This is a genomic window from Mesorhizobium sp. P2_F8 (genome assembly GCF_056403655.1).
This window is the reverse complement of sequence record NZ_JBFUFB010000002.1, coordinates 710,466-729,650: the sequence shown is the minus strand read 5'-3', so window position 1 is coordinate 729,650 and position 19,185 is coordinate 710,466. Positions and strand designations below refer to the sequence as shown.

At 62.6% G+C, this 19,185-nt stretch carries 21 protein-coding genes and 1 pseudogene; 9 read left to right on the top strand and 13 right to left on the bottom strand.

What is annotated here, in order from left to right; genetic code table 11:
- Nucleotides 1–90 precede the first annotated feature (90 nt).
- A complete protein-coding gene (locus AC1DZP_RS07110) occupies nucleotides 91–621 on the bottom strand; it encodes a TetR/AcrR family transcriptional regulator (protein WP_477301103.1) in 531 nt (176 codons plus the stop codon).
- A gap of 226 nt (nucleotides 622–847) precedes the next feature.
- Here AC1DZP_RS07110 and AC1DZP_RS07105 point away from each other — a divergent pair.
- Nucleotides 848–1,093 (top strand): annotated as a pseudogene (locus AC1DZP_RS07105) (transposase); the annotation flags it as partial.
- On the top strand, nucleotides 1,083–1,247 hold the full coding sequence (locus tag AC1DZP_RS07100; RefSeq protein WP_477301101.1) for a transposase: 165 nt from the start codon (nucleotides 1,083–1,085) through the stop codon (nucleotides 1,245–1,247). The pseudogene AC1DZP_RS07105 and the gene AC1DZP_RS07100, both read left to right, overlap by 11 nt.
- Before the next feature lies 1 nt (nucleotide 1,248).
- On the opposite strand, the gene AC1DZP_RS07095 is transcribed toward AC1DZP_RS07100, so the two are convergent.
- A complete protein-coding gene (locus AC1DZP_RS07095; protein ID WP_184871738.1) occupies nucleotides 1,249–1,563 on the bottom strand; it encodes a hypothetical protein in 315 nt (104 codons plus the stop codon).
- A 100-nt stretch (nucleotides 1,564–1,663) separates the two neighbouring features.
- Here AC1DZP_RS07095 and AC1DZP_RS07090 point away from each other — a divergent pair, with 100 nt between their 5' ends.
- The 3 genes from AC1DZP_RS07090 (at nucleotide 1,664) to AC1DZP_RS07080 (ending at nucleotide 3,172) form a co-directional block, all read left to right on the top strand.
- Nucleotides 1,664–1,843 carry a hypothetical protein gene (locus AC1DZP_RS07090; RefSeq protein ID WP_477225763.1) on the top strand — a complete coding sequence of 60 codons (180 nt, stop codon included), beginning with the start codon at nucleotides 1,664–1,666 and terminating at the stop codon, nucleotides 1,841–1,843.
- Between the two features lie 14 nt (nucleotides 1,844–1,857).
- On the top strand, nucleotides 1,858–2,067 hold the full coding sequence (locus AC1DZP_RS07085; protein ID WP_457152745.1) for a hypothetical protein: 210 nt from the start codon (nucleotides 1,858–1,860) through the stop codon (nucleotides 2,065–2,067).
- A gap of 223 nt (nucleotides 2,068–2,290) precedes the next feature.
- Nucleotides 2,291–3,172 carry an AraC family transcriptional regulator gene (locus AC1DZP_RS07080; RefSeq protein ID WP_477301180.1) on the top strand — a complete coding sequence of 294 codons (882 nt, stop codon included), beginning with the start codon at nucleotides 2,291–2,293 and terminating at the stop codon, nucleotides 3,170–3,172.
- Nucleotides 3,173–3,187: 15 nt separating this feature from the next.
- Here AC1DZP_RS07080 and AC1DZP_RS07075 read toward each other — a convergent pair whose 3' ends face one another.
- Nucleotides 3,188–4,093 carry an NAD(P)-dependent oxidoreductase gene (locus AC1DZP_RS07075; protein ID WP_477301099.1) on the bottom strand — a complete coding sequence of 302 codons (906 nt, stop codon included), beginning with the start codon at nucleotides 4,091–4,093 and terminating at the stop codon, nucleotides 3,188–3,190.
- 127 nt (nucleotides 4,094–4,220) lie between these two features.
- On the opposite strand from AC1DZP_RS07075, the gene AC1DZP_RS07070 reads away from it, so the two are divergent.
- The gene (locus tag AC1DZP_RS07070; protein WP_477301097.1) at nucleotides 4,221–4,961 is read left to right on the top strand and encodes a FadR/GntR family transcriptional regulator; all 741 of its coding nucleotides are present in this window, start codon (nucleotides 4,221–4,223) and stop codon (nucleotides 4,959–4,961) included.
- 11 nt (nucleotides 4,962–4,972) lie between these two features.
- Here the strand turns inward: AC1DZP_RS07070 and AC1DZP_RS07065 are convergent, their stop codons facing one another.
- The 5 genes from AC1DZP_RS07065 to AC1DZP_RS07045 all read right to left on the bottom strand — a co-directional run bounded on the left by AC1DZP_RS07065 (nucleotide 4,973) and on the right by AC1DZP_RS07045 (nucleotide 9,661).
- Nucleotides 4,973–5,695 (bottom strand): ABC transporter ATP-binding protein, encoded by a 723-nt coding sequence (locus AC1DZP_RS07065; protein ID WP_477301095.1) that lies wholly within the window; start codon nucleotides 5,693–5,695, stop codon nucleotides 4,973–4,975.
- Entirely contained in the window at nucleotides 5,692–6,414 is a 723-nt protein-coding gene (locus AC1DZP_RS07060; RefSeq protein WP_477301093.1) for an ABC transporter ATP-binding protein, read from the bottom strand. The genes AC1DZP_RS07065 and AC1DZP_RS07060 overlap by 4 nt, the downstream gene beginning before the upstream one ends.
- Complete coding sequence (locus AC1DZP_RS07055; protein WP_477301091.1) at nucleotides 6,411–7,442, bottom strand: branched-chain amino acid ABC transporter permease; 1,032 nt, start codon at nucleotides 7,440–7,442, stop codon at nucleotides 6,411–6,413. Before AC1DZP_RS07055 ends, AC1DZP_RS07060 begins: the two co-directional genes overlap by 4 nt.
- Nucleotides 7,439–8,311, bottom strand: a complete 873-nt coding sequence (locus tag AC1DZP_RS07050) for a branched-chain amino acid ABC transporter permease (RefSeq protein WP_477301089.1) — start codon at nucleotides 8,309–8,311, stop codon at nucleotides 7,439–7,441. Before AC1DZP_RS07050 ends, AC1DZP_RS07055 begins: the two co-directional genes overlap by 4 nt.
- A gap of 135 nt (nucleotides 8,312–8,446) precedes the next feature.
- On the bottom strand, nucleotides 8,447–9,661 hold the full coding sequence (locus AC1DZP_RS07045; protein WP_477225770.1) for an ABC transporter substrate-binding protein: 1,215 nt from the start codon (nucleotides 9,659–9,661) through the stop codon (nucleotides 8,447–8,449).
- A 163-nt stretch (nucleotides 9,662–9,824) separates the two neighbouring features.
- On the opposite strand from AC1DZP_RS07045, the gene AC1DZP_RS07040 reads away from it, so the two are divergent.
- Nucleotides 9,825–10,811, top strand: coding sequence for an aldo/keto reductase (locus AC1DZP_RS07040; RefSeq protein ID WP_477301087.1), 987 nt, complete (start codon nucleotides 9,825–9,827; stop codon nucleotides 10,809–10,811).
- 110 nt (nucleotides 10,812–10,921) lie between these two features.
- On the opposite strand, the gene AC1DZP_RS07035 is transcribed toward AC1DZP_RS07040, so the two are convergent.
- On the bottom strand, nucleotides 10,922–11,692 hold the full coding sequence (locus tag AC1DZP_RS07035) for an alpha/beta fold hydrolase (RefSeq protein ID WP_477301178.1): 771 nt from the start codon (nucleotides 11,690–11,692) through the stop codon (nucleotides 10,922–10,924).
- Between the two features lie 303 nt (nucleotides 11,693–11,995).
- Here AC1DZP_RS07035 and AC1DZP_RS07030 point away from each other — a divergent pair, with 303 nt between their 5' ends.
- The gene (locus tag AC1DZP_RS07030) at nucleotides 11,996–12,493 is read left to right on the top strand and encodes a hypothetical protein (RefSeq protein WP_477225772.1); all 498 of its coding nucleotides are present in this window, start codon (nucleotides 11,996–11,998) and stop codon (nucleotides 12,491–12,493) included.
- 715 nt (nucleotides 12,494–13,208) lie between these two features.
- On the opposite strand, the gene AC1DZP_RS07025 is transcribed toward AC1DZP_RS07030, so the two are convergent.
- The 4 genes from AC1DZP_RS07025 to AC1DZP_RS07010 all read right to left on the bottom strand — a co-directional run bounded on the left by AC1DZP_RS07025 (nucleotide 13,209) and on the right by AC1DZP_RS07010 (nucleotide 18,569).
- Complete coding sequence (locus tag AC1DZP_RS07025) at nucleotides 13,209–13,928, bottom strand: Crp/Fnr family transcriptional regulator (protein ID WP_095080601.1); 720 nt, start codon at nucleotides 13,926–13,928, stop codon at nucleotides 13,209–13,211.
- A gap of 183 nt (nucleotides 13,929–14,111) precedes the next feature.
- Nucleotides 14,112–14,393 (bottom strand): hypothetical protein, encoded by a 282-nt coding sequence (locus tag AC1DZP_RS07020; RefSeq protein ID WP_143748636.1) that lies wholly within the window; start codon nucleotides 14,391–14,393, stop codon nucleotides 14,112–14,114.
- 321 nt (nucleotides 14,394–14,714) lie between these two features.
- Nucleotides 14,715–17,021, bottom strand: a complete 2,307-nt coding sequence (locus AC1DZP_RS07015) for an AGE family epimerase/isomerase (protein ID WP_477301085.1) — start codon at nucleotides 17,019–17,021, stop codon at nucleotides 14,715–14,717.
- A 27-nt stretch (nucleotides 17,022–17,048) separates the two neighbouring features.
- Complete coding sequence (locus tag AC1DZP_RS07010; RefSeq protein ID WP_477301083.1) at nucleotides 17,049–18,569, bottom strand: phosphomannomutase/phosphoglucomutase; 1,521 nt, start codon at nucleotides 18,567–18,569, stop codon at nucleotides 17,049–17,051.
- Nucleotides 18,570–18,786: 217 nt separating this feature from the next.
- On the opposite strand from AC1DZP_RS07010, the gene AC1DZP_RS07005 reads away from it, so the two are divergent.
- The gene (locus tag AC1DZP_RS07005; protein WP_457154860.1) at nucleotides 18,787–19,122 is read left to right on the top strand and encodes a hypothetical protein; all 336 of its coding nucleotides are present in this window, start codon (nucleotides 18,787–18,789) and stop codon (nucleotides 19,120–19,122) included.
- Nucleotides 19,123–19,185 lie beyond the last annotated feature (63 nt).

Here is a 19,185-nt window from a genome sequence, read left to right as displayed (position 1 = left end):
GCGGATGAGAGTCATCGCTCGCTGGCGCGGCGTTCCAGCGATGATCCGGTAAACTAAGACGACCAGTCGTCTATTAATTGGTCAAAATGTTTAACTCAGCAGAGAGGGCAAAACAAAGCGCTCGAAGCTGTCGAAGGGCGCCCGGCTACGTTCGACCTTGGCCCGCATGACCGCCCCTTCGAACGTGTCAATCAGCGCGACGGCAAGCTGCCCTGGATCCTTTCCGGCCGATAATTCCCCTTTCTCCTGCGCTTCCCGCAAGCATGAGGCGAGCGCGGCCGACCACTCGCGATAGATCGCCGCAAGCTTGATCCGCACATCCTCGCTCGTCGGCGTGACCTCCAGTGCCATGTTCCCGATCAGGCAGCCGACCGCGTAACGGCGGCGCTCGTGAAACTCGGCAAGCCCGACGAAATAGCGCGCGATGCGCGACAAGGGCGGCGTCTGGCGTTGATTCAAAATGGCCCCATACTCAGCGACAACCGCCTCCCAATATTCGGTCAATACGGCGACGGCGAAGGCTTCCTTGCTGTCGAAGTAATTATAGAACGAACCCTTGGGCACGCCGGCTGCCGCGGTGATCTCCTGGACGCCCGTGGCGTTGAAGCCACGGGTGCTCACAAGGTCTCCCCCTTTTTCCAGGAGGCGCGATCGCGTTTCAGGATTGGCTGGTCTAGGCATGGGTTAATATATGACCGGTCGTCTTATTATCGTCAAGCAGTTTTTTGGTGTGGGCATCGGTTCGTCCGGTTGAACTGCGTTTCCAGCAGCTGAAACTACCGGATAGACGAGGCATGCCGTTGACGCCGTCCAACGCGCTCTTGGCCGCTCGCGGGGCGGGTTCACCATTAAGCTTCACTGCCTGGCCGACGCCCTCGGACGACCGTTCGCTTTCATCCTAACCGGCAGCGAAGCGGCAGACTGCAAGGCGTATGATGCATTAATCGGCTTGCCCGAGCGCACGCCCGACGCCCTGCTCGCAGACAAGGGATACGATGCCGACGCCATTCGTGCCGACCTTGCCGATCGGAAGATCGAGGCCGTCATTCCAGGTCGCTCAAATCGTCGCGTAAAAATCGAGCATGACCGCGCTCTACAAGCAGCGCAATCGCATCGAACGCATGTTCGGTCAGCTGAAGGTCAACCGCGCCATCGCCACCCGCTACGACCAACTGGCCAGCAGTTTCCTCGGAATGGTCCATCTCGCCACCGCCAGATACTGGCTCAAATTTGTCCACGCCGCCTAGGCTAGCTGTCATCCCGCCAGATCACGCGGCGCACCATGCGGATTTCGACAAGCCGCCTCACGCGTATCTTCATGCCCTCCAATGCGCTTGGCAACAGGATGTCCACGTCGAGCTCGCGGCGTTTGCACCGCTCGCAACGCATGTGCCGGGCCACGTCCCAAAACGGAATGTCCCCGACGAGCTTGGCGAGGTCCCCCGGCAGGTAGTGGCGGGTGATGTTGCAGTTGATGCAGCGGACGCGGATCAGCTGCCCGACCTCATGCGCTCGGCACAAGGTCTGCACAAGGCGGCGCGGTCGTCTGCTCTGTTCCGGCATGGCCAAAAATAGGAACCTATTCCTCGCCGAGTCAATTCGCTCTTGACATTTTCGTTCCCTTTTTGTTCACTGCGGCCATGCAGCGTTTGGAGGAATTGCCGTGGATCGCATTGTCACACTCAACAGCCGTCAGGAGGCCGCCCTCCAGGCCCATGCCGAGGACTTCATCGCAGTCTACAAGGGCGACGTGATGAAGGCGCTCAAGGAAATGATCGTGCTCAACGGGCACCTTCAAGAGCGGCTCGACGCGCTCTCGGCCCCGCGCAGAGCAAGCCGCTAGGGGAGGGACCGCAAATGGCCACGATGCACCTGGACGCTGAATCCAAAGCCGAGTTGCACGCCGAAGCGGAGAAGCTCATAGCCCGCTACGAAAGCCCGCTTGAAACCGTGAAGGCGCTGATGGCCTACAACTGCGAGCTTGAGACCCAAATCCTCGCTCTCGCCCATAGGTATCCGGGGCTGGTGGCGATCAGCTACGACCCTACGCCACCCATAGTCGTGTGATTGCCATGACCTGCCTGGCAGGGTGAATGCCGCTCATTTGAATTGGGACGAGTCCGAAGCCGGCGATCGCAGCGCTCTTCCGCTTGGCGCCGTTCAACTGCAGAGCGGGTTTGCCTGTAAGCCGTTGCCGGCAGGCGCGTGTTGGTCCATGCCAAATCGCAAGATCGGTCGAGCGCGCCATGTCCCGGAGGGCGTAGCTGGTGTCGCCACGGAGGACGAGACGGTGAAGGCGGCACTTGAAAACTACCATGCCCGGATGCAGCGGGTGCTGGACCACATAGACCGGCATCTCGACGACGATCTGGGTCTGGAAGCACTGAGCGGCGTCGCGGCGTTCTCGAAATACCATTTCCACCGGCAGTTCATGTCCACCTTCGGCTTGTCCGTGCATCGCTATGTTCAGCTTGCCCGCATGAAGCGGGCTTCGTACCGGCTCGCCTACACGGATGCCCAAAGCGTCACGGACATAGCGATGGATGCCGGTTACGACGCACCGGATGCCTTCGCCCGCGCCTTTCGGCAAAGGTTCGGGCAATCGCCGTCGTCGTTCCGGAGGTCTCCCGAATGGGAGCCGTGGCTTGCGGCCTTCGGGCCTCTCGACAACGCCAGGAGCAAGCTCATGCAGAAGACTTTTACCACCGACGACGTGACGATCCGCGATGTGGCCCCGACGCCGGTGGCGATCATGGAGCATCGGGGCGACCCGGCGATGCTCGGCGCCACCATCCAGCGGTTCATCGCCTGGCGCAAGGCCGCCGGCCTGCACCCCAGGACAAGTCCGACCTTCAATGTCTGGCGTTCCGAGCGGCGTCCTGCGTCGCTTGCCGATTATAGCGTGGACCTTTGTGTCGGGACCGGCCAACCGATCGAGGCGAACGACGAACACATGAAGGCGGGCGTGATCCCCGGCGGACGCTGCGCGGTGCTGCGTGTCGTCGGCAACACCCACAACCTGGAGCCTGCCGCGCTCTACCTCTATCGCGACTGGCTGCCGGCCAGCGGCGAGGAAGCACGCGACTTCCCGATCTATTGCCAGCGGCTGAGCTTCGTCCCGGAAGTGCCGGAGCATGAGGCGGTCGCGGAACTGTTCCTGCCGCTGAAATAGCACCGGTGGGCTCCCTCACGTCGCCGGCGTCTCGACCAGCGAGACACCGTTCAGGCCGGCGATGATATCCGACAGCGCCGGCACGAACTTCTCGCCATGGCCGGTCGCGACGGCGGTGGCAAAGCCGTTGCGCACCGCCGCACCGATCGGGTTGGCGACATTGGCGGCCTGAGCGAAAGAGGCGAGGTAGGTCATGTCCTTGAGCGCATTGACGATGGCGAAACGCTGGGCGTTCTCGTTGCGGGTCAGCACGAAATCGAAGAACGCCTGGTAGAAGCCGCAATCCATGCGGCTGCCGGAGATCACGCTGTTGAAGACCTGCGGCGTCAGCCCGGCCTTGGCGCCGAGCGTCAGCGCCTCCGAATAGATCGCCGAATAGCCCATCGAGACGAAATTGTTGAGCAGCTTCATCGTGTGGCCGCTGCCGGTCGGCCCGGTGTGGACGACGCGCGCCGCAAACGCCTCGAGCACCGGCCGTGCGCGGGCAACGGCGTCGGCTGGGCCGCCGACCATGACGTCGAGCTTGCCCTCGGTCGCTTCCTTGGGCGTGCGCGCCAGCGGCGCATCGATCAGCGTCATGCCAAGTGCCGCGAGGTCAGCGGCAAGCGCTGTCGTCGAGGACGGGTTGGAGGTCGAGCAGTCGATGACCAGCAGCGGCTTGCCTGCCGCGGCCAGTCCATCCTGTCCCTTGACCAGCATTTCCACCTCGCGCGAACCGGTGACGCACAGGATGACGACATCGCAGGCGGTGGCGAGCGCGCGCGGGCTTGCCGCTTCGGTGGCGCCGGCTGCGATCAGCCGGTCGGCGGCGGTGCGGCTGCGATGCACGCACACCGCCAGCGGCCAACCCTTGCGCAGCAGATTGTCGGCCATGCCGGCGCCCATGCTGCCCAGACCAATGAAGCCTATGCGTTCTTTCATGCAATCCTCCAAATGGCCCACGTTGGCGGGCCGCATTTCGTCACCTTGCGGCGGGCACCTGTCGATGCAATCCTTTGAAGAAGAATCGGCCGTTGCCGAAGAATCGGACCGGGGGCCGTATCCTCCGATGGCAGAGCCCATGCTTTTCGATGCCATACCGCAAGCGCCCAATCTGCGGACCGGGCTGGTCAACACGCTGATCGCGCAAATCGAATCCGGCGATCTGGCGCCGGGCCAGCGCCTGCCGACCGAGCAGGAGATCGTCGCCGCCACCGGCGTCAGCCGCACCGTCGTGCGCGAGGCGCTCGCTGCACTGCGCGCCCGTGGCCTGATCACCACGCGCCAGGGCCTCGGCGCCTTCGTCGCCAAGGATCCGCTGCCGAGGACCTTTTCCATCCTGCCGGACGATCTTGAATCGATCGACGAGGTGCTGCGCGTGCTCGAACTGCGCATGGGCATCGAGGTCGAGGCGACCGGGCTTGCCGCCGAGCGGCGAAGCGATGCGGCGCTCGAGCAGATGGGTTCGCGGCTGGACGCGCTGGAGGCGGTGGTGCGTGCCGGCGGGTCGGGCTCGGAAGAGGATTTCGGCTTTCATCGCGCCATTCTCGCGGCGACGCAGAACGCCAATTTCACCCGGCTGTTCGACACCTTCGGCAGCGCCATGATCCCACGCCAATGGATACGGCTCGACCGGATGACCCTGCCCGAGCGGGAGAAATACCTGGCACGCATGCAGCGCGAGCACCGCGCCATTCTCGTCGCAATTGAGGCCAGGGATGCCAACGCGGCACGGCGCGCCATGCGCAGCCATCTGACCAAGAGCTATGCCCGCTTCGAGGAGTTGCGCGACAGGGCAAGCCACGACTGAGCGCTTGCCGCTCATCCCGCCACGCCGCCGAGATAGAGTTCGCGCATCAGCGACATGTCGCGCAATTCGGCAATCGGCCCGGAGACGACGATGCGGCCGTTCTGCATGAGATAGCCGCGCGACGCGACGGAGAGCGCCAGGCCGGCATTCTGCTCGACCAGCAGCACCGAAGCGCCGAAGCGCTCGCCGATGCCGAGGATGATCGCCTTGATCTCCTTGACCAGCAGCGGCGACAGGCCGAGCGACGGCTCGTCGAGCAACAGCACGCGCGGCCGCGTCATCAGCCCGCGCGCGATGGCCAGCATCTGCTGCTGGCCGCCGCTCAGCGAGCCGCCCTTGTCGCGCCGCTTGGTGGCAAGGATCGGGAAGAAGGCCAGCATGGTTGCGAAATCGGCCTCCACGGCGGCGTCGTCGCGGCGCGAATAGGCGCCGAGGCGCAAATTCTCCTCGACGCTCATCTCGACGAAGATCTTGCGCCCCTCCGGCACCAGCACGACGCCGCGCCTGGCCATGACATCGGCGGCAAGCCCGGTCACGTCGGTGCCGTCGAAGGAGATGCTGCCGGCGCGCGGCCGGATCAGCCCGGCGATGGCCTTGAGCAGCGTCGACTTGCCGGCGCCGTTTGGGCCGAGGATGGTGACGATCTCGCCCGCCCCGAGCGTCAGCGAGACGCCGCGGTTGACGATCGTCGGCCCGTAGCCGGTGACGACATCGGAAACGGCGAGCAGGTTCACAGATCGCCTCCCAGATAGACTTCCAGCACCTTGGGATCGGCAAGCACCGCCTCGGTCGGCCCATCGGCGATCTTGGAGCCGAAGTCGAGCACGGCGAGGCGCCGGCACAGCATCTGCATCAGCTTCATGTCGTGGTCGATGACGCAGACGGATATGCCGTGGCCGGGAAGCTGGCGGACGAGTCCAACCAAGGCAGTGGTCTCGCGGTCGTTGAGCCCGGCGGCGGGTTCGTCGAGCAGGAGCAGCGACGGCCGCGTGGCGAGCGCCAGCGCAAGGCCAAGCAGGCGCAGGGAGCCGAACGGCAGCACGCCGGCCTTCTCATTGGCAACCGCGCTCAGCCCGACGAAATCGAGCAGCGCCTGCGGCGTCGGCCAAGGGTTGGCGGTGCCGCCGGTCCCCACATGCTCGCCGGCGATGCGGACATTCTCCAGCACGCCAAGGCCGGCAAAGGCCATCGCCTGCTGGAAGGTGTAGCCGATACCGGCCCGCGATATCGCATGTGGCTTGAGACCGGTGATGTCCTGCCCGCGAAACAGCACGGTGCCGCCGCTCGGCCGGTGCACGCCGGTGACGACATTGAACAGCGTGGTCTTGCCCGAACCGTTCGGACCGACGACACCAAGGATTTCACCCTCTTCGATGGCGAGGTCGACGCCTGCCAGGGCGGTGACGCCGCCGAACTGCTTGCTCAGGCCGCTGATCGCCAGGATCGGGCTCATCGCCGCGCCTCCGCCGCGTTGCGCTGTTCCGTCTCCTGTTTCGGCTTGCCTGACAACGCTGCACGAAGCGCGCGCACGATGCCGCCGATCAGGCCGTCGGGCAAAAGCATGATCACCGCGATCAGGCAGACGCCGTAGACGATGCGCGACTGGACCGGGTCGAGGTTGAGCACTTCGGGGAGGAAGGCGACCAGGATGCCGCCGGCGAGCGGTCCCTCGATCAGGCGGGCGCCGCCGATCATGACCATCAGCGCCAGGTAGATGCTGGGGAAGGAGGAGAACTGCGACGGCGAGATGTGGCCGAGGAAATAGGCGAGCAGCACGCCGGAGATGCCGGCAAAGACGCCGCTGACGACGAAGGCGCCGATCTTGTGCCGGCCGACATTGATGCCGAGCGAGGCGGCAAGCTTCTCGTTCTCCCGGATGGCCCGCAGCGTGCGGCCATAGGACGAGTTGATGATCGCCCAGCTCGCAACCRCCGCGGCCGTCACGAAGGCCACCACCATCAGGTAATAGCGCGTCAAGTCGCTCATATCGGCGCCGAACAGTGTGACCGGGCCGGCGAGGTCAAGTCCTGTCGCCGCACCCGTATAGTCGCCGCCATTGGTGAGCACGATGGCCAGCAACTGCCCGAAGGCAAAGGTCATGATGACGAAGTGATGGCCGCCGACGCGCAGCGACGGAATGCCGACGATCATCGCGAACGCAGCACTTGCCAGGGCCGCCGCCGGCAGTGCTGCCCAAAACCCGACGCCAAAGTCCCGCGCCAGGATCGCCGCCGCATAGGCGCCGACGCCGACCAGCGCCGCGTGCCCCATCGACAGGATGCCGGTCTGGCCGAACAGAACCGACAGGCCGTAGAGTGCGATCACATTGATGCCGGCCGAGATCGCCAGCGACAGGAAGCGGTTGCTAGCCGAGAACAACGGCACCAGCGCGATCAATGCCAGGATGACCAGCACCGGCAGCAGCGATCGCAACGCCTTGAGGCCGGAACCGGCGCGATCCTGGTGGAGGCCTGCCGTCATGACGCCATCCGGGGTCCGCTGGTGCCGCCGAACAGGCCGTGCGGGCGAACGATCAGCACCAGGATCATCAGGGCGAAGGAATAGGCATCGGTCCATTGCGAAAAGCCGTAGCCGGCGCTGAAGCCTTCGACGATGCCGAGGATGAGCCCGGCGGCGACGGCGCCATAGATGTTGCCGAGCCCGCCGATCAGCGCCACGGCAAAGCCCTTCATCACCATGGTGCCACCGGTGAACGGCGTGATCGGAAACAGCGCGATCAGCAGCGCCCCGCCGAGCCCGGCCAATGCACTGCCGAGCACGAACACGCCGGTGATGTAGCGGCGCACCGGAATGCCCATCAGGGCCGCCGTATCGCGGTCCTCGACGCTCGCCCGCAAGGCGCGGCCGTAGCGGCTGGCGGTGATCATGCGGAAGCTGAGCGCCACCACGGCAATGGTGATCGCGATGACCATGACCCGCACCGAGGCGATGCGCACGCCGCCGACCTCCCAAACCGTGGTCAGCGGGCGCGGAATGCTCTTCTGGTTGGGGTTCCAGAACAGCACGACGACATGCTGCATGACGACGATGAGGCCGAGCGAAACGATGAAGCCATTGGTCGGCCGCTCCAGCGTGAAGCGGAAAAGCCCGCGCTCGAGGATGTAGCCCATCAGCCCGACCGCCAGGATCGCCAGCACCACCGCCAGCGGGAAGCCGAGGCCGGCGCTGACCGCAAGCCAGGTGACGATGCCGCCGATCATCAGGAATTCGCCATGGGCGAAGTTGATGATGCCGGTCAGGCCGAAGATCAGGGTGACGCCAATCGCGATCAGCGTGATGACGCTGGCGATCGAAAGCCCGTTGAGGATCTGCTGGATGAAAATGTCCACGGCTCGCTTCCGCTGTTTGACGTGGTGGTGGGCGCTGTTGCCGTGGAGGCCAGCGATCCGGACCTGCCTATGTTCCGAGAAGGATGAGTTGGCGGCGCGCGTGACGTCGCCAACTCAAGGGTGCGGTTCGCCAGATCAGCTCTTCGGCGCTTCAGCCGGCGGCTGTTGCATCGAGCAGGAGATGGCGCCGCCGGGTGCTGCGGCGCAGACCTCGGTGGCATGGGTGACCTGGTGGGTTGGATTGAAGGTCAAGTCATCCGAGACCACGCCTTGATGGTGAAGGGTCAGCAACGCCTCGACCGTCTTGTCCGGATCGAAGCTGCCGGCCTTCTCCCAGGCTTCGGCGAGGAAGTGGACATAGTCGTGGTAGAGCAGCGACACCGACGAGGTCACGCCGTGCGGCGCGCCGGCGGCGAAGTAGGCGTCGAAATAGGCCTTGGCTTTCGGATTGGACGACTCGCCCCAGCACACCGGAACGCAGCTCATCGCCACCGGCACGTCGGCCGAAAGCTGCTTTTCCTTCCAGATGCCGGGGTCGACGCCGAACAGGAAGTAGCTCTTGGCGGCTCCCAGTTCGAGCGCCTGCGGCAGCGCCGTCAGCGTTGAATCGCCATTGTACCAGAAATGGATGATATCCGGATTGAGGCTCTTGGCGCGAGTCAGGAACGGCGAGAAGTCGGTCGTGTCAGGCGGATAGAAGATGATGTCGGGGACGTCCTGCCCCTCGGCCTTCAGCGCCTTGAAATAGTAGGACGACAGGAACTGGCCGGTGGCGTCGTTGCCGACGATCATGACCGATTTCTTCGGCTTATAGCCAAGCAGCGGCTCGAGCAGCGTGAGCACGCCGCGCGCGGTCGATCCGGACCGCTGGAATTCCTGCGGCTCGGACTGGAAGAGATAATGATCCTCGCCGCCCGGCTTGACCGAGTCCGGTGTCAGGATTTTCGCCAGCGTCGAATTGCCGGCGAAATGGATGATCTTGGCCGGCTGCGTGATCTTGGCCATGGCCAGCGTGAAGTCATGCGTTTCCGATCCGAAGATCGCCTGCACCTTGACGTCGCGCACCAGTTCCTGGGTGGCGGCGATTGCGGTCGCGATATCCGTGCGGTCGTCGCGTTTGACCATTTCCAGCTTGTAGTTCTTGCCGCCGACATTGATGCCGCCCGCGTCGTTGATCTGTTTCACGGCCAGTCCGACGCCTGCCGGCAAGGTATGGCCGGCGGAAACGAACGAGCCCGACTCCGCCGCGACGACGCCGATCTTGACGATGTTGTCCTCGGCCAATGCCGGATGAGCAAGCACGCCAAGGCACAAGGCCGCCGACGCGCCCATTTTCAGAACGGTTTTCAACTTGAGATCCTCCCGACTCCAAAATCATTGCAGTCTTACCGGGTTGTCATACAACCCTGTTATCTGGTAAATCTAACGAACGGGGATGTCAATCGCGTTGCCATGCGATAAAAGGCGGCCCGCAGATCAGCAATCACCACCAAGCCGCAGTTAGGAACAGGACATGCAGTCACGGAAATTCGGCCGTACCGGCCGCGACGTCAGCGAGATCGGCTTTGGCTCATGGGCGATCGGCGCCGCCTGGGGCGAGGTCAATGACGACGATGCGGTGGCCGCCCTGCATGCCGCCCTCGACGCCGGCGTCACCTTCATCGACACCGCCGACGTCTATGGCGACGGCCGTTCCGAAAAACTCATTGCCAGGGTGATGAAGGAGCGCGGCGGCGAGCGGCCGTTCATCGCCACCAAGGCCGGAAAGCGCCTGCCGCAGCAAACTGTCGAGGGGTTCAGCCAGAAGAACCTGACCGACTGGATCGACCGCAGCCTGAGATATCTCGAGGCCGACACGCTCGATCTGGTGCAACTGCATTGCCCGCTGACCGACCTCTACTACCACCCGGAAGTTTTCGAGCGGCTCGACCGGCTCGTCGAGCAAGGCAAGATCCGCAACTATGGCGTCAGCGTCGAGCGCGTCGAGGAGGCGTTGAAGGCGATGCAGTATCCCGGCGTCGTCAGCGTCCAGATCATCTTCAACGCATTCCGCCAGCGGCCGGCGGAACTGTTCTTCGACCTGGCGAAAAAGAACGATGTGGCGATCATTGCCCGCGTCCCGCTGGCCAGCGGTTTGCTGTCGGGCAAGTTCAAGGCCGATACCAAATTCGAGGACAGCGACCACCGCAAATTCAACCGCCATGGCGAGGCCTTCGACGTCGGCGAGACCTTCTCGGGCGTGCCCTATGAGGTCGGGCTGGCGGCGGTCGAGCGCATCCGGCCGCTGGTTTCCGGCGACACGACGATGGCAAAATTCGCCCTGCGCTGGATCCTGATGTTCGACGCGGTCACGGTGGTCATCCCGGGCGCCCGCAATCCGGCGCAGGCGATATCCAATGCCGAAGCGGCGGACCTTCCCCCGCTGTCGGATGAACTCATGGGCAAGATCCGGGATATCTACGACCAGGACATCAAGCCCCATGTGCACCAGCGCTGGTGATCGAAGGCCCGCAAGCCCTCGTCAGTTCACGGCGCGGCGAACCTGATGGCTGGGGCAAGCGTGTTTGCCCTCCATCAGTTTCCCTGGCCCAGCCTACTTCACTAGCTGAGCTATCCGGCGGCTTGCGAGATGAGCTGGGCGATCTCGTGCGGGTGAGAGATCAGCGACAAATGGCTTGCCTTCACCTCGATGGTCTTTGCGTTCATGCGCTTTGCCATGAAGCGCTCGAGATCCGGGTTGATCGTGCGATCCTCGGTCGAAACCGCATACCAGCTTGGCTTCGAGCGCCATGCCGCTTGCGTCGTCTTTCCGGTGAAAAGCTTGTCCGAGATCGGCCCCTGGACGGCATAGAGGATGCGCGCCTTCTCGTGAGCAATGTCGCCGGCGAAATCCCGCAGGAAGGCCTCCTCGCTGAGCTTGCCATAGCCTTCGGACCAGACAAGGCCGGCGGAGGCAGGCGGYGCCGCAAAGGTCTTGGCGAGCGCCGTGTAGTCTTCGCCCGCGTCCGGAGCGCGCGCCGCGACATAGACGAGCGAGGAAACCTTGGGATCCACGCCCGCCTCGGTGATGATCATGCCGGCAAAGGAATGTGCGACAAGTATCGTCGGTCCATCCTGGAGCGCGATCGCTCGCCGCGTTGCATCGACGCCCGCCTCCAGCGTGGTCAGCGGGTGCTGGACGACGGTTGCCCTGAAGCCGGCCTGCTGCAGGATGCCAACCACTTCCGACCAGCACGAGCCATCCGCATAAGCGCCATGGACCAGCACGACATTGCGGGCCTTGGGGCCTGTCTGCGCTTGCGTCTTGTGGGAGCCGGCCAACAAGCCCGTCGCCACCCCGGCGACAAGTGCGGTGGAGAAAGTACGCCGATTTATCATGATCGTGAATTCCTTGGGCGGTTGGCAGATGGGGATCTGGTTTGTGCCGAGACTTCGGCCGAGACGAGTCGAAAGCGCTTTGTGCGGCGCTCACGTCCAATCTTCGCAGCCCACTGCGCCTTCATTACAGACGTCACCGCTTCGTGATCGCCTGCCACGGGCTGCCTCCTTCAGGAATGCATTGTCCCCGCGACTATCCACAGGTTCGCCCGGCTATTTCGATGCGTGGGGCGGTGGCGTAGAATGACATACAATTCGGCGGGTCTGTAGCCCGCCGATGGCTTGGGAACGAGGCGGAGAGCTTGAATGCGGAACACGATGCTGGGCTTCACGGCACTTATCCTGGCCGCGTGCCAATCGGCTCCTGAAGCGCCGCAATCGGCCGCTCCCGAACCTGCGGCCATTGCTCCCCTATCTACCTTGGATCCGGCCGCTGCTGCTCCTGGTTCGGCCACAATGGATCAATCTACAACGATCACCCCACCAGCGAAGGGCGTTCCCGCAAAGTACGCCGCGTTCTCCGGCATGTGGGCTGGACGGTTGGAAGGGACGTCCGAAGCCAAAGTCGCTGTGCAGACGATTTCTCCTAGAGGCGATGTGACGGCCACGGTTGCGTGGGGGAATCTGGGCGACAACAGTCCCGGAGAGGCAGCCGGCGCTGGAAGAATTGCGGGGAACACATTGAAGCTCAAGCGCCTCCCGAATGGCGCGGACGTCAGTCTTGTGATGCTGCCCGAAGGAACCTTGGCCGGAACCGTTGCGCTTGCCGGCCAGACCTACACCGGCCCGTTCATCAAGCAATGATCACTGAACCATCCAACCGGCCGCATTGATTGCGCATCGCCTTCCGGTTCCTCGCGGACTGTTCAAGCGCTCCGATGGCCACCGTGAAGGGCGCAACAGACGCCATCGTCGTGTCACATGCCTTCTTCCCGCGGCTTGATGAGAGCGGCCCGGCATCCCTTCTGTTGGGATGAGCTAGGACACCGGGCCTAACCGACAGGATGCCTGTGAGGAACAATGCCGCCGGCTGGATAATTTATGCGCCTCCGCTAATGTAAAGTGAAGCCATCCGAACGAGGGAACGCAACGGTCCGGTGATAACCGGCAAACCCGGTGACGACCTGCATCGTGAGCGTGTTCGAGAAGCCTCGCTGGCCTACCGTTTTGACGACGAAGGACAAGGCGAAGGCTTTTTATCTCGCCAGGGAGATCGGAGACGAGATGCGGACCGAAGAGATCACGCCAAGAAGCGAAAACTGAAAATGGCCGGCACCTGTTGGGCGGGGGGCCTGGTTGGGGTAAAGGCGCCGGCCAGGCGGAACAGGTCCGCCACCCGAACAATCTAACAGACGGACCGCTGGCGCCTATGGTGTTATCGCGGAAGCAGGGCCGGACACCGGTGGACCCCTCAATGGGGTGCCGGCGACGCACATGGCGGCTTGGTGCCCGCTATCCCTGACACTTGATTTCTCGACGGGAGACTTCGAGGGACCAGGCGTCGTATTACCGATACGACCTAGCTTTCGATATATTCGTGCTCGAATCCAGCAAACTTCGTCAGGCCCGGTTGATCGAGTACGCGCACCTGGCCTTGGCGGAATTCGAGAAACTTGCGCTCGCGCAATTCCCGCAGCATTCGATTGACATGAATTGGAGTGAGGCCGAGAGCGTCCGCGAGATCGTACTGGGTGAGAGGGCATTCAAAGCTGTTCTGGGTAACAGAGCCGGTCCGTTCCAGACGCGCCTTCAGTTCGAGGAAGAGATGCGCTGTCCGCGCCAAGGCGCTGCGTCGTCCTACATTGGTGAGATGTTGAGCGATAACCGCTCCGTTGTGCACGAGGGTTTCGAGAACAAGGGAGAAGAGATGGGGCGATTGCATGGCAGCAAGGGTAAATGTCTTGGTCGAAGCCACCAGCACCGTAAGTTCAGTTTGAGCCACGAACGTTTCAAGAGCGCTGCCCGAGTACGATTGAGGCAGGACGATATCGCCTCTCAGTGCAAAATCCAGGATCTGTCGCTGCCCGCCGGCGAGTTCATGGGATCTACAGCCCCAGCCCGACTCGACTATGAACATGCGATCGCTGTCCTCGCCCTGATTGACGATGACCGTCTCCGCCAGATAGCGCTTCGGCGTGAATCCCAACGTCTTGATAAGCGCCGCATCGTCGTCGTTAAGTCCGACATACGATGGACGATTTTCATTCCCGCGCGAAAAAGGATGTGAAGCGTACGTCATCTATAGCCCCGCCCAATGCCCCAAAGTACCTCCCTCTGATGGAATGTACATCAAATTTGATGTGATGAGTATCCGTTGATGGCAAACTATCGATCGGTGTAGCGACGGCGCTTTTCGATGAAAATGCGCAGGTTCCACCGGCTCGCCATCGGCACGCTTCGAAATTGGCACGTGGCGGCAGGACTAGGTTTTGTTTCTCTTGAAACTTTCCCGCATGGAGTCGACGATTTCGCTGGCAATGAGGCAGCTGCGATTGTCGACCTGATCGGCGGCATTTCGTAACGTCGTCGACGCGTCCTTCAGCAATCCCCTGATCTCGGCCGCTGACAACAGCTCGGATGCTTCGAGTTCCAGCAGCACGGATTCACTCACGTGCAGCGCGGCAAGCGCCACCGCTCTCGGCCTGGTAGCAAGCAGTTTTAGGAGGTCACCGCTGGCCCTGGCACGCGCTTTTTTTTTTGCCATAGTTGCGTCTCAACCGTTCGGACATGAAGGTTCATAGGCTCAAAATTACAACGCCTCGACGAGTTTGCCGCAACTCCAAGATCGGAAGAGGTCGCCCAATGCCTCTCTTTGAGGCATCCTGTAAGCATACTATCCCGGTTTGCAGCCACGACACAGAGGCACGGGATACCGAATTAGCCGTAGTTACCACCTCCCTACCACCTCTGGGCTACCGTGGTTACAAGCCGACGCAGGAGAAAGCATAGCTGCTCGTAGCCTCTTTGGATTGGCGTCGCTCAGGTTCGCCGTATACGACGAACATCGTACCCCAGGATCGGCGCATTAGCGGCGGCTGAGGACCTGCTTCAGACCTGGCTTGCCCACGTCCAAAGCTGGACGCGGGAAAGGCTCGACCTGTCCACCGGTCTTGTCCAGATACTGCATCAACGCCGTCACCAGATGGTAGAAGATGCTTGCCGGGACTTCCGTCGCCACGGACCTTCCGCGCTCGTCGATCCTGTCGACCCACAAGCCAAGCGGTGCGGGATCGATATGCCATCTGAACAGGCGCGCGACGCGAGCTTCGATCTCGGGTTTCAGATCAGGCCCGCCAATGCCGTCCAGGGCGGCGGCTGCCTTGACGGCTTCGCATTGCGGCCAGCTGCGGGAGAACCGGTCGAGAGGCATTCCCTGCCGCGATACGGCTGCGTAAGCCAGACCTGTGGCTCGGTTCAATCCACTGGCGACCGCCGATGAATAGAGCTTCCTGGCGTAGGCGACCAGGTCTTTTTGCCCGCTCGCCCGCGCGAACTCGACAAGGAGCGAGGCCCATTCGAAATGATGCCCTGGTTCGGTCCATTGTCCTTTGTCTCCCGGCAAGGGCAGCCAATCGACGTCGAAATATTCCCCAAGCGTCCAGCTTTCCTGGTCGAAGAAATGGCACCGGAAGAGATCGATGACGCGTGCCGCCCGTCGCAGATAGGCACGGTCGCCGGTGACGCCGTACCAGGCAAGAAAGGATTCCAGCATGTGCATGTGCGGGTTCGAAGACCGAGCCCCGTTGGAGCCGGGGCTCTCGAGGAACCCGGTCAGGCTTTCGTCCTCGAGATGGGTGTCGACGAAATGAAATGTCTGTTGTGCAAGCCTCAGGGCGTCCTGATGGCCGCATCGATGAGCATGAGCCAGCGCCAGGAGCACGCAGGAATGATCGTAGGCGTCCTCGGTCGGGTCAGCGACGCTGCCGTTGGCATTGAGCGTGCGCACCCAGCCGCCACGGTCGGTGCGGCCGTATTTTGCGATGAAGTCGATACCGTGGTCGATGAGTTTGTCGGCCGGTCCAGTCCAGCCGCGTTCCTTGGCCACCGCGAAAGCATAGATCTGGCGAGCCATCGTCCGCATGCGCTTGGGTTTGCCCAATGGCCTTGCATCGAAGCCGAGAGCCTCGTGGAAGCCGCCATATACATCGTCGACACCGGCAGTGGACCACAATGGCAGGGTTTCTTCGAAGAGCCAGTGTTCGACACGCTTGCGCCATGAGCCGCTGATGATGACCCGGTCTTCCGATGCGGTGAATTTCGTTTCGAGGCGTCCGCTCTTCTCCAGCTGTTCGACGACCTTCTTCACGTGCTGGCTGTGGCTGACGGGGGCGACGAACACCGCGTCCGGCGTCGCAACTATCGCTACATCCTTCATTCCGACTACGGTCAGCAGCCTGCCCTGGCTTCTGAGGTAGGAGTTGCCACAATCCATGGCGACGATGTCACCCATGACGACGTTGCCGTCGCCGTCGGTTGGGCTGGCTTCCAGCAGCGATTGCCAAGATCCAAGGTCGTTCCAGCGGAAGGAAGCCGTGACCATCGCGATGTCGCCCGCATGCTCCATGATCGCGTAGTCGATCGATGTCGAGGGGACAGCGAGGTAGAAGCCCTGTGGCAGGTACAGACCCGAGACCTCGGTCCGCGCTGTCTTGTAGGCCCGTTCCGCAGTCTCCCAGATGTCCGGCTGGAAATCGAGAAAGGCCTTGCGCATGGTGTCGGCACGGAAAAGGAAGATGCCGGCGTTCCAGTAGAATCGTCCCGAAGCCAGGTATTGGCGGGCCGTCTCGGCGTCTGGCTTTTCGACAAAGCGTGAAACCAAGGCTACTCGGTCACCATTTGCCGTGGCCTCGATGTAGCCATATCCGGTTTCGGGATGCGTCGGCTTGATGCCGAACACGATGATACTTCCTGCATCGGCGGCAGGCACGCCCGCCTCGACGGTTTCCCAGAATTGCGCTTCGGTCGATATCTGATGGTCGGACGGGACCACGAGCACAAGCGCGTCGGCGCCATGTTCGGAGATCGTCTGCAGGGTGGCTATGGCGACCGCGGCGGCGGTATTGCGGCCGACCGGCTCGAAGATCGGTCTGCCGCCGTTAAGGCCGAGCGGAGCAATGTCCGAGATGACGCGGTCGGCATGCCGTTCGGACGCTATCAGGTAGATCGGCGTCTGACCGTCCGGCCGCGCCTTGAGGCGTCGAACAGTCTTCGCAAGCATGGAGCCGTCGCCCGAAAGGTCGTGGAATTGCTTGGGATTGTCTTCGCGCGAAAGCGGCCACAGCCGTGAGCCGACGCCCCCGCTCATGACGAAACTTACGATCCGGTCCGGCATGGTCCAATTCCTCTCAGCCAATACCCATCAGAATGTCTGGTTGTAGGCTCCGACCTCTGGATTGCGGCGCAGCACGGCATCGAGAGCCTCGAACATCTCGCGGCGTCGTTCCGACGAGACGGGGCTTTCCACCACGACGACAATCTCCGGTTTGTTCGACGAAGCCCTGACCAGACCCCATGTGCCGTCCTGGGCAACCACGCGCACCCCATTCACGGTGACGAGATTGGCCAGCGGCTGGCCGGCGAACTCGATCCCGTCCCCCTTCATTTTCGTGAATTCCCCGACAACTTTCGCGACCACGCCGTATTTCACCTCGTCCGGACAGTGGGGCGACATGGTCGGGGTGCCGAAGGTCAGCGGCAGATCGCGGTAAAGGTCGGCGAGTGTCTTACCCGGGTTGCGGTCGAGCATCTCGCAGACGGCGATCGCGGTCAGGAGCCCGTCGTCGTAGCCGCGTCCAATCGGCGGGTTGAAGAAGAAATGCCCCGACTTCTCGAAACCAGCGATGGCATGGAGTTCGGCAACGCGCCTCTTAATGTAGGAGTGCCCGGTCTTCCAGTAATCCGTCCTTGCACCGTTCTGCAGGAGGACGGGATCTGTCATAAAAAGGCCCGTCGACTTGACGTCCACGACGAAGGCGGATTTCGGGTGCAGGCCGGAGATGTCTCGCGCCAGCATGACGCCGACCTTGTCCGCGAAAATCTCGTTGCCTTCGTTGTCGACCACGCCGCAGCGGTCGCCGTCGCCGTCGAAGCCGAGCCCGACATCGGCACCTGTCTCCAGAACCTTGTCCCGGATCGCGTGCAGCATCTGCATGTCTTCGGGATTGGGGTTGTAATGCGGAAAGGTGTGGTCGAGCTCAACGTCCAGCGGGATGACTTCGCAGCCGATGCCTTCCAGCACCTGCGGTGCAAAAGCGCCGGCGGTTCCGTTGCCGCAGGCCGCCACCACCTTCAGCTTTCGGCCGAGGTTCCTTCCGGCAGTCAGGTCTTCGATGTATCTCTCGCGAAATCCGGACACGAATTCATAGCTTCCCCCGCCTATGAGATCGAAATCGCCGTCCAGCACGAGCGCTTTCAAAGCGGTCATCTCGTCGGGCCCGAATGTCAGAGGCCTTTGCGCTCCCATCTTCACGCCGGTCCAGCCGTTCTCGTTGTGGGAGGCCGTCACCATGGCCACCGACGGAGCGTCGAGCGCGAACTGGGCGAAATAAGCGGTGGGAGAAAGTGCCAGGCCGATGTCCTTGACGCGCGCGCCGGCCGCCATCAGGCCGGAGACCAGCGCCATCTTGATCGCCATGGAATAGCTGCGGAAATCATGGCCAGTGACGATGTCCGGGCCAACGCCCATTCGGCGGATCAGGGTGCCGAGCCCCATGCCGATCGCCTGCACGCCCATCAGATTGAGTTCGGGTTCTTTGTCCGAACCTGGCTGCCCGAACCACCAGCGCGCGTCGTATTCCCGGAAGCCAGTGGCTTTGACCAGGGCGCTGGTTTCGAAGGCGAATGTGTTTGGCCTGGCTTGGCCGACTATGGTCACGGTCACGGTTTCCGCTCAGCAGTTACAGGCGAATAGTCCTAGCACGCTGCCGGACGCAGCCCCCTTCATGAATTCGAGTAGCCCTAACGCGCTGGTTTGCACCCCCTCATCCAATAGGAGCATGACCGCCGATGGCCGAAAGGATGTCTCGTCCAGGCAATGGGGTCTTGTATTCTATAAGGTGCGTCCTGCTCGGGCGCCGACGAGAAAGGTGGGCTGCAAGATGCCGCTGACCGCATTCAAGTACCCGTTCCGCGAGGATGTCGACGAAAGGCGGTTCGGTCGCCTGGCTCGGCTTCTCGAGCTCATTCAAGTGGAAATCGAAAGGGAATCCGCGGCACTGCGTCCGTCCGTGGAAAGGATGACGGACTGCGCCGCGTTCGCTTTGGAGGCCATGGAAAATGGCGAGAGCCCCGAATGCATATCCGAGCGGATCGATTCCCTTGCGCGCGACCTGGCACTCAGCCGCGGACGGCAGGCCTTGCTGGAACAGCAGAAGTCCTTTGTCGACAGGACCAGAGCAGGGCTGCCGGGCATTCTCCCTTCCCATAGGGCGTAGGTCCCTACGCCAATTGGCGGCGTTTAACCTTCCCTGACGCAGGCGTAATCTTTTCGCGGCAAG

Bases quoted from the DNA above. Each gene is read 5' to 3' on its own strand.
- AC1DZP_RS07095 (WP_184871738.1), bottom strand. From the start codon at position 1,563: ATGCCGGAACAGAGCAGACGACCGCGCCGCCTTGTGCAGACCTTGTGC.
- AC1DZP_RS07025 (WP_095080601.1), bottom strand. From the start codon at position 13,928: ATGACGTACGCTTCACATCCTTTTTCGCGCGGGAATGAAAATCGTCCA.
- AC1DZP_RS07060 (WP_477301093.1), bottom strand. From the start codon at position 6,414: ATGAGCCCGATCCTGGCGATCAGCGGCCTGAGCAAGCAGTTCGGCGGC.
- AC1DZP_RS07015 (WP_477301085.1), bottom strand. From the start codon at position 17,021: ATGCCGGACCGGATCGTAAGTTTCGTCATGAGCGGGGGCGTCGGCTCA.
- AC1DZP_RS07070 (WP_477301097.1), top strand. From the start codon at position 4,221: ATGGCAGAGCCCATGCTTTTCGATGCCATACCGCAAGCGCCCAATCTG.
- AC1DZP_RS07020 (WP_143748636.1), bottom strand. From the start codon at position 14,393: ATGGCAAAAAAAAAAGCGCGTGCCAGGGCCAGCGGTGACCTCCTAAAA.
- AC1DZP_RS07100 (WP_477301101.1), top strand. From the start codon at position 1,083: ATGACCGCGCTCTACAAGCAGCGCAATCGCATCGAACGCATGTTCGGT.
- AC1DZP_RS07085 (WP_457152745.1), top strand. From the start codon at position 1,858: ATGGCCACGATGCACCTGGACGCTGAATCCAAAGCCGAGTTGCACGCC.
- AC1DZP_RS07005 (WP_457154860.1), top strand. From the start codon at position 18,787: ATGCCGCTGACCGCATTCAAGTACCCGTTCCGCGAGGATGTCGACGAA.
- AC1DZP_RS07040 (WP_477301087.1), top strand. From the start codon at position 9,825: ATGCAGTCACGGAAATTCGGCCGTACCGGCCGCGACGTCAGCGAGATC.
- AC1DZP_RS07030 (WP_477225772.1), top strand. From the start codon at position 11,996: ATGCGGAACACGATGCTGGGCTTCACGGCACTTATCCTGGCCGCGTGC.
- AC1DZP_RS07075 (WP_477301099.1), bottom strand. From the start codon at position 4,093: ATGAAAGAACGCATAGGCTTCATTGGTCTGGGCAGCATGGGCGCCGGC.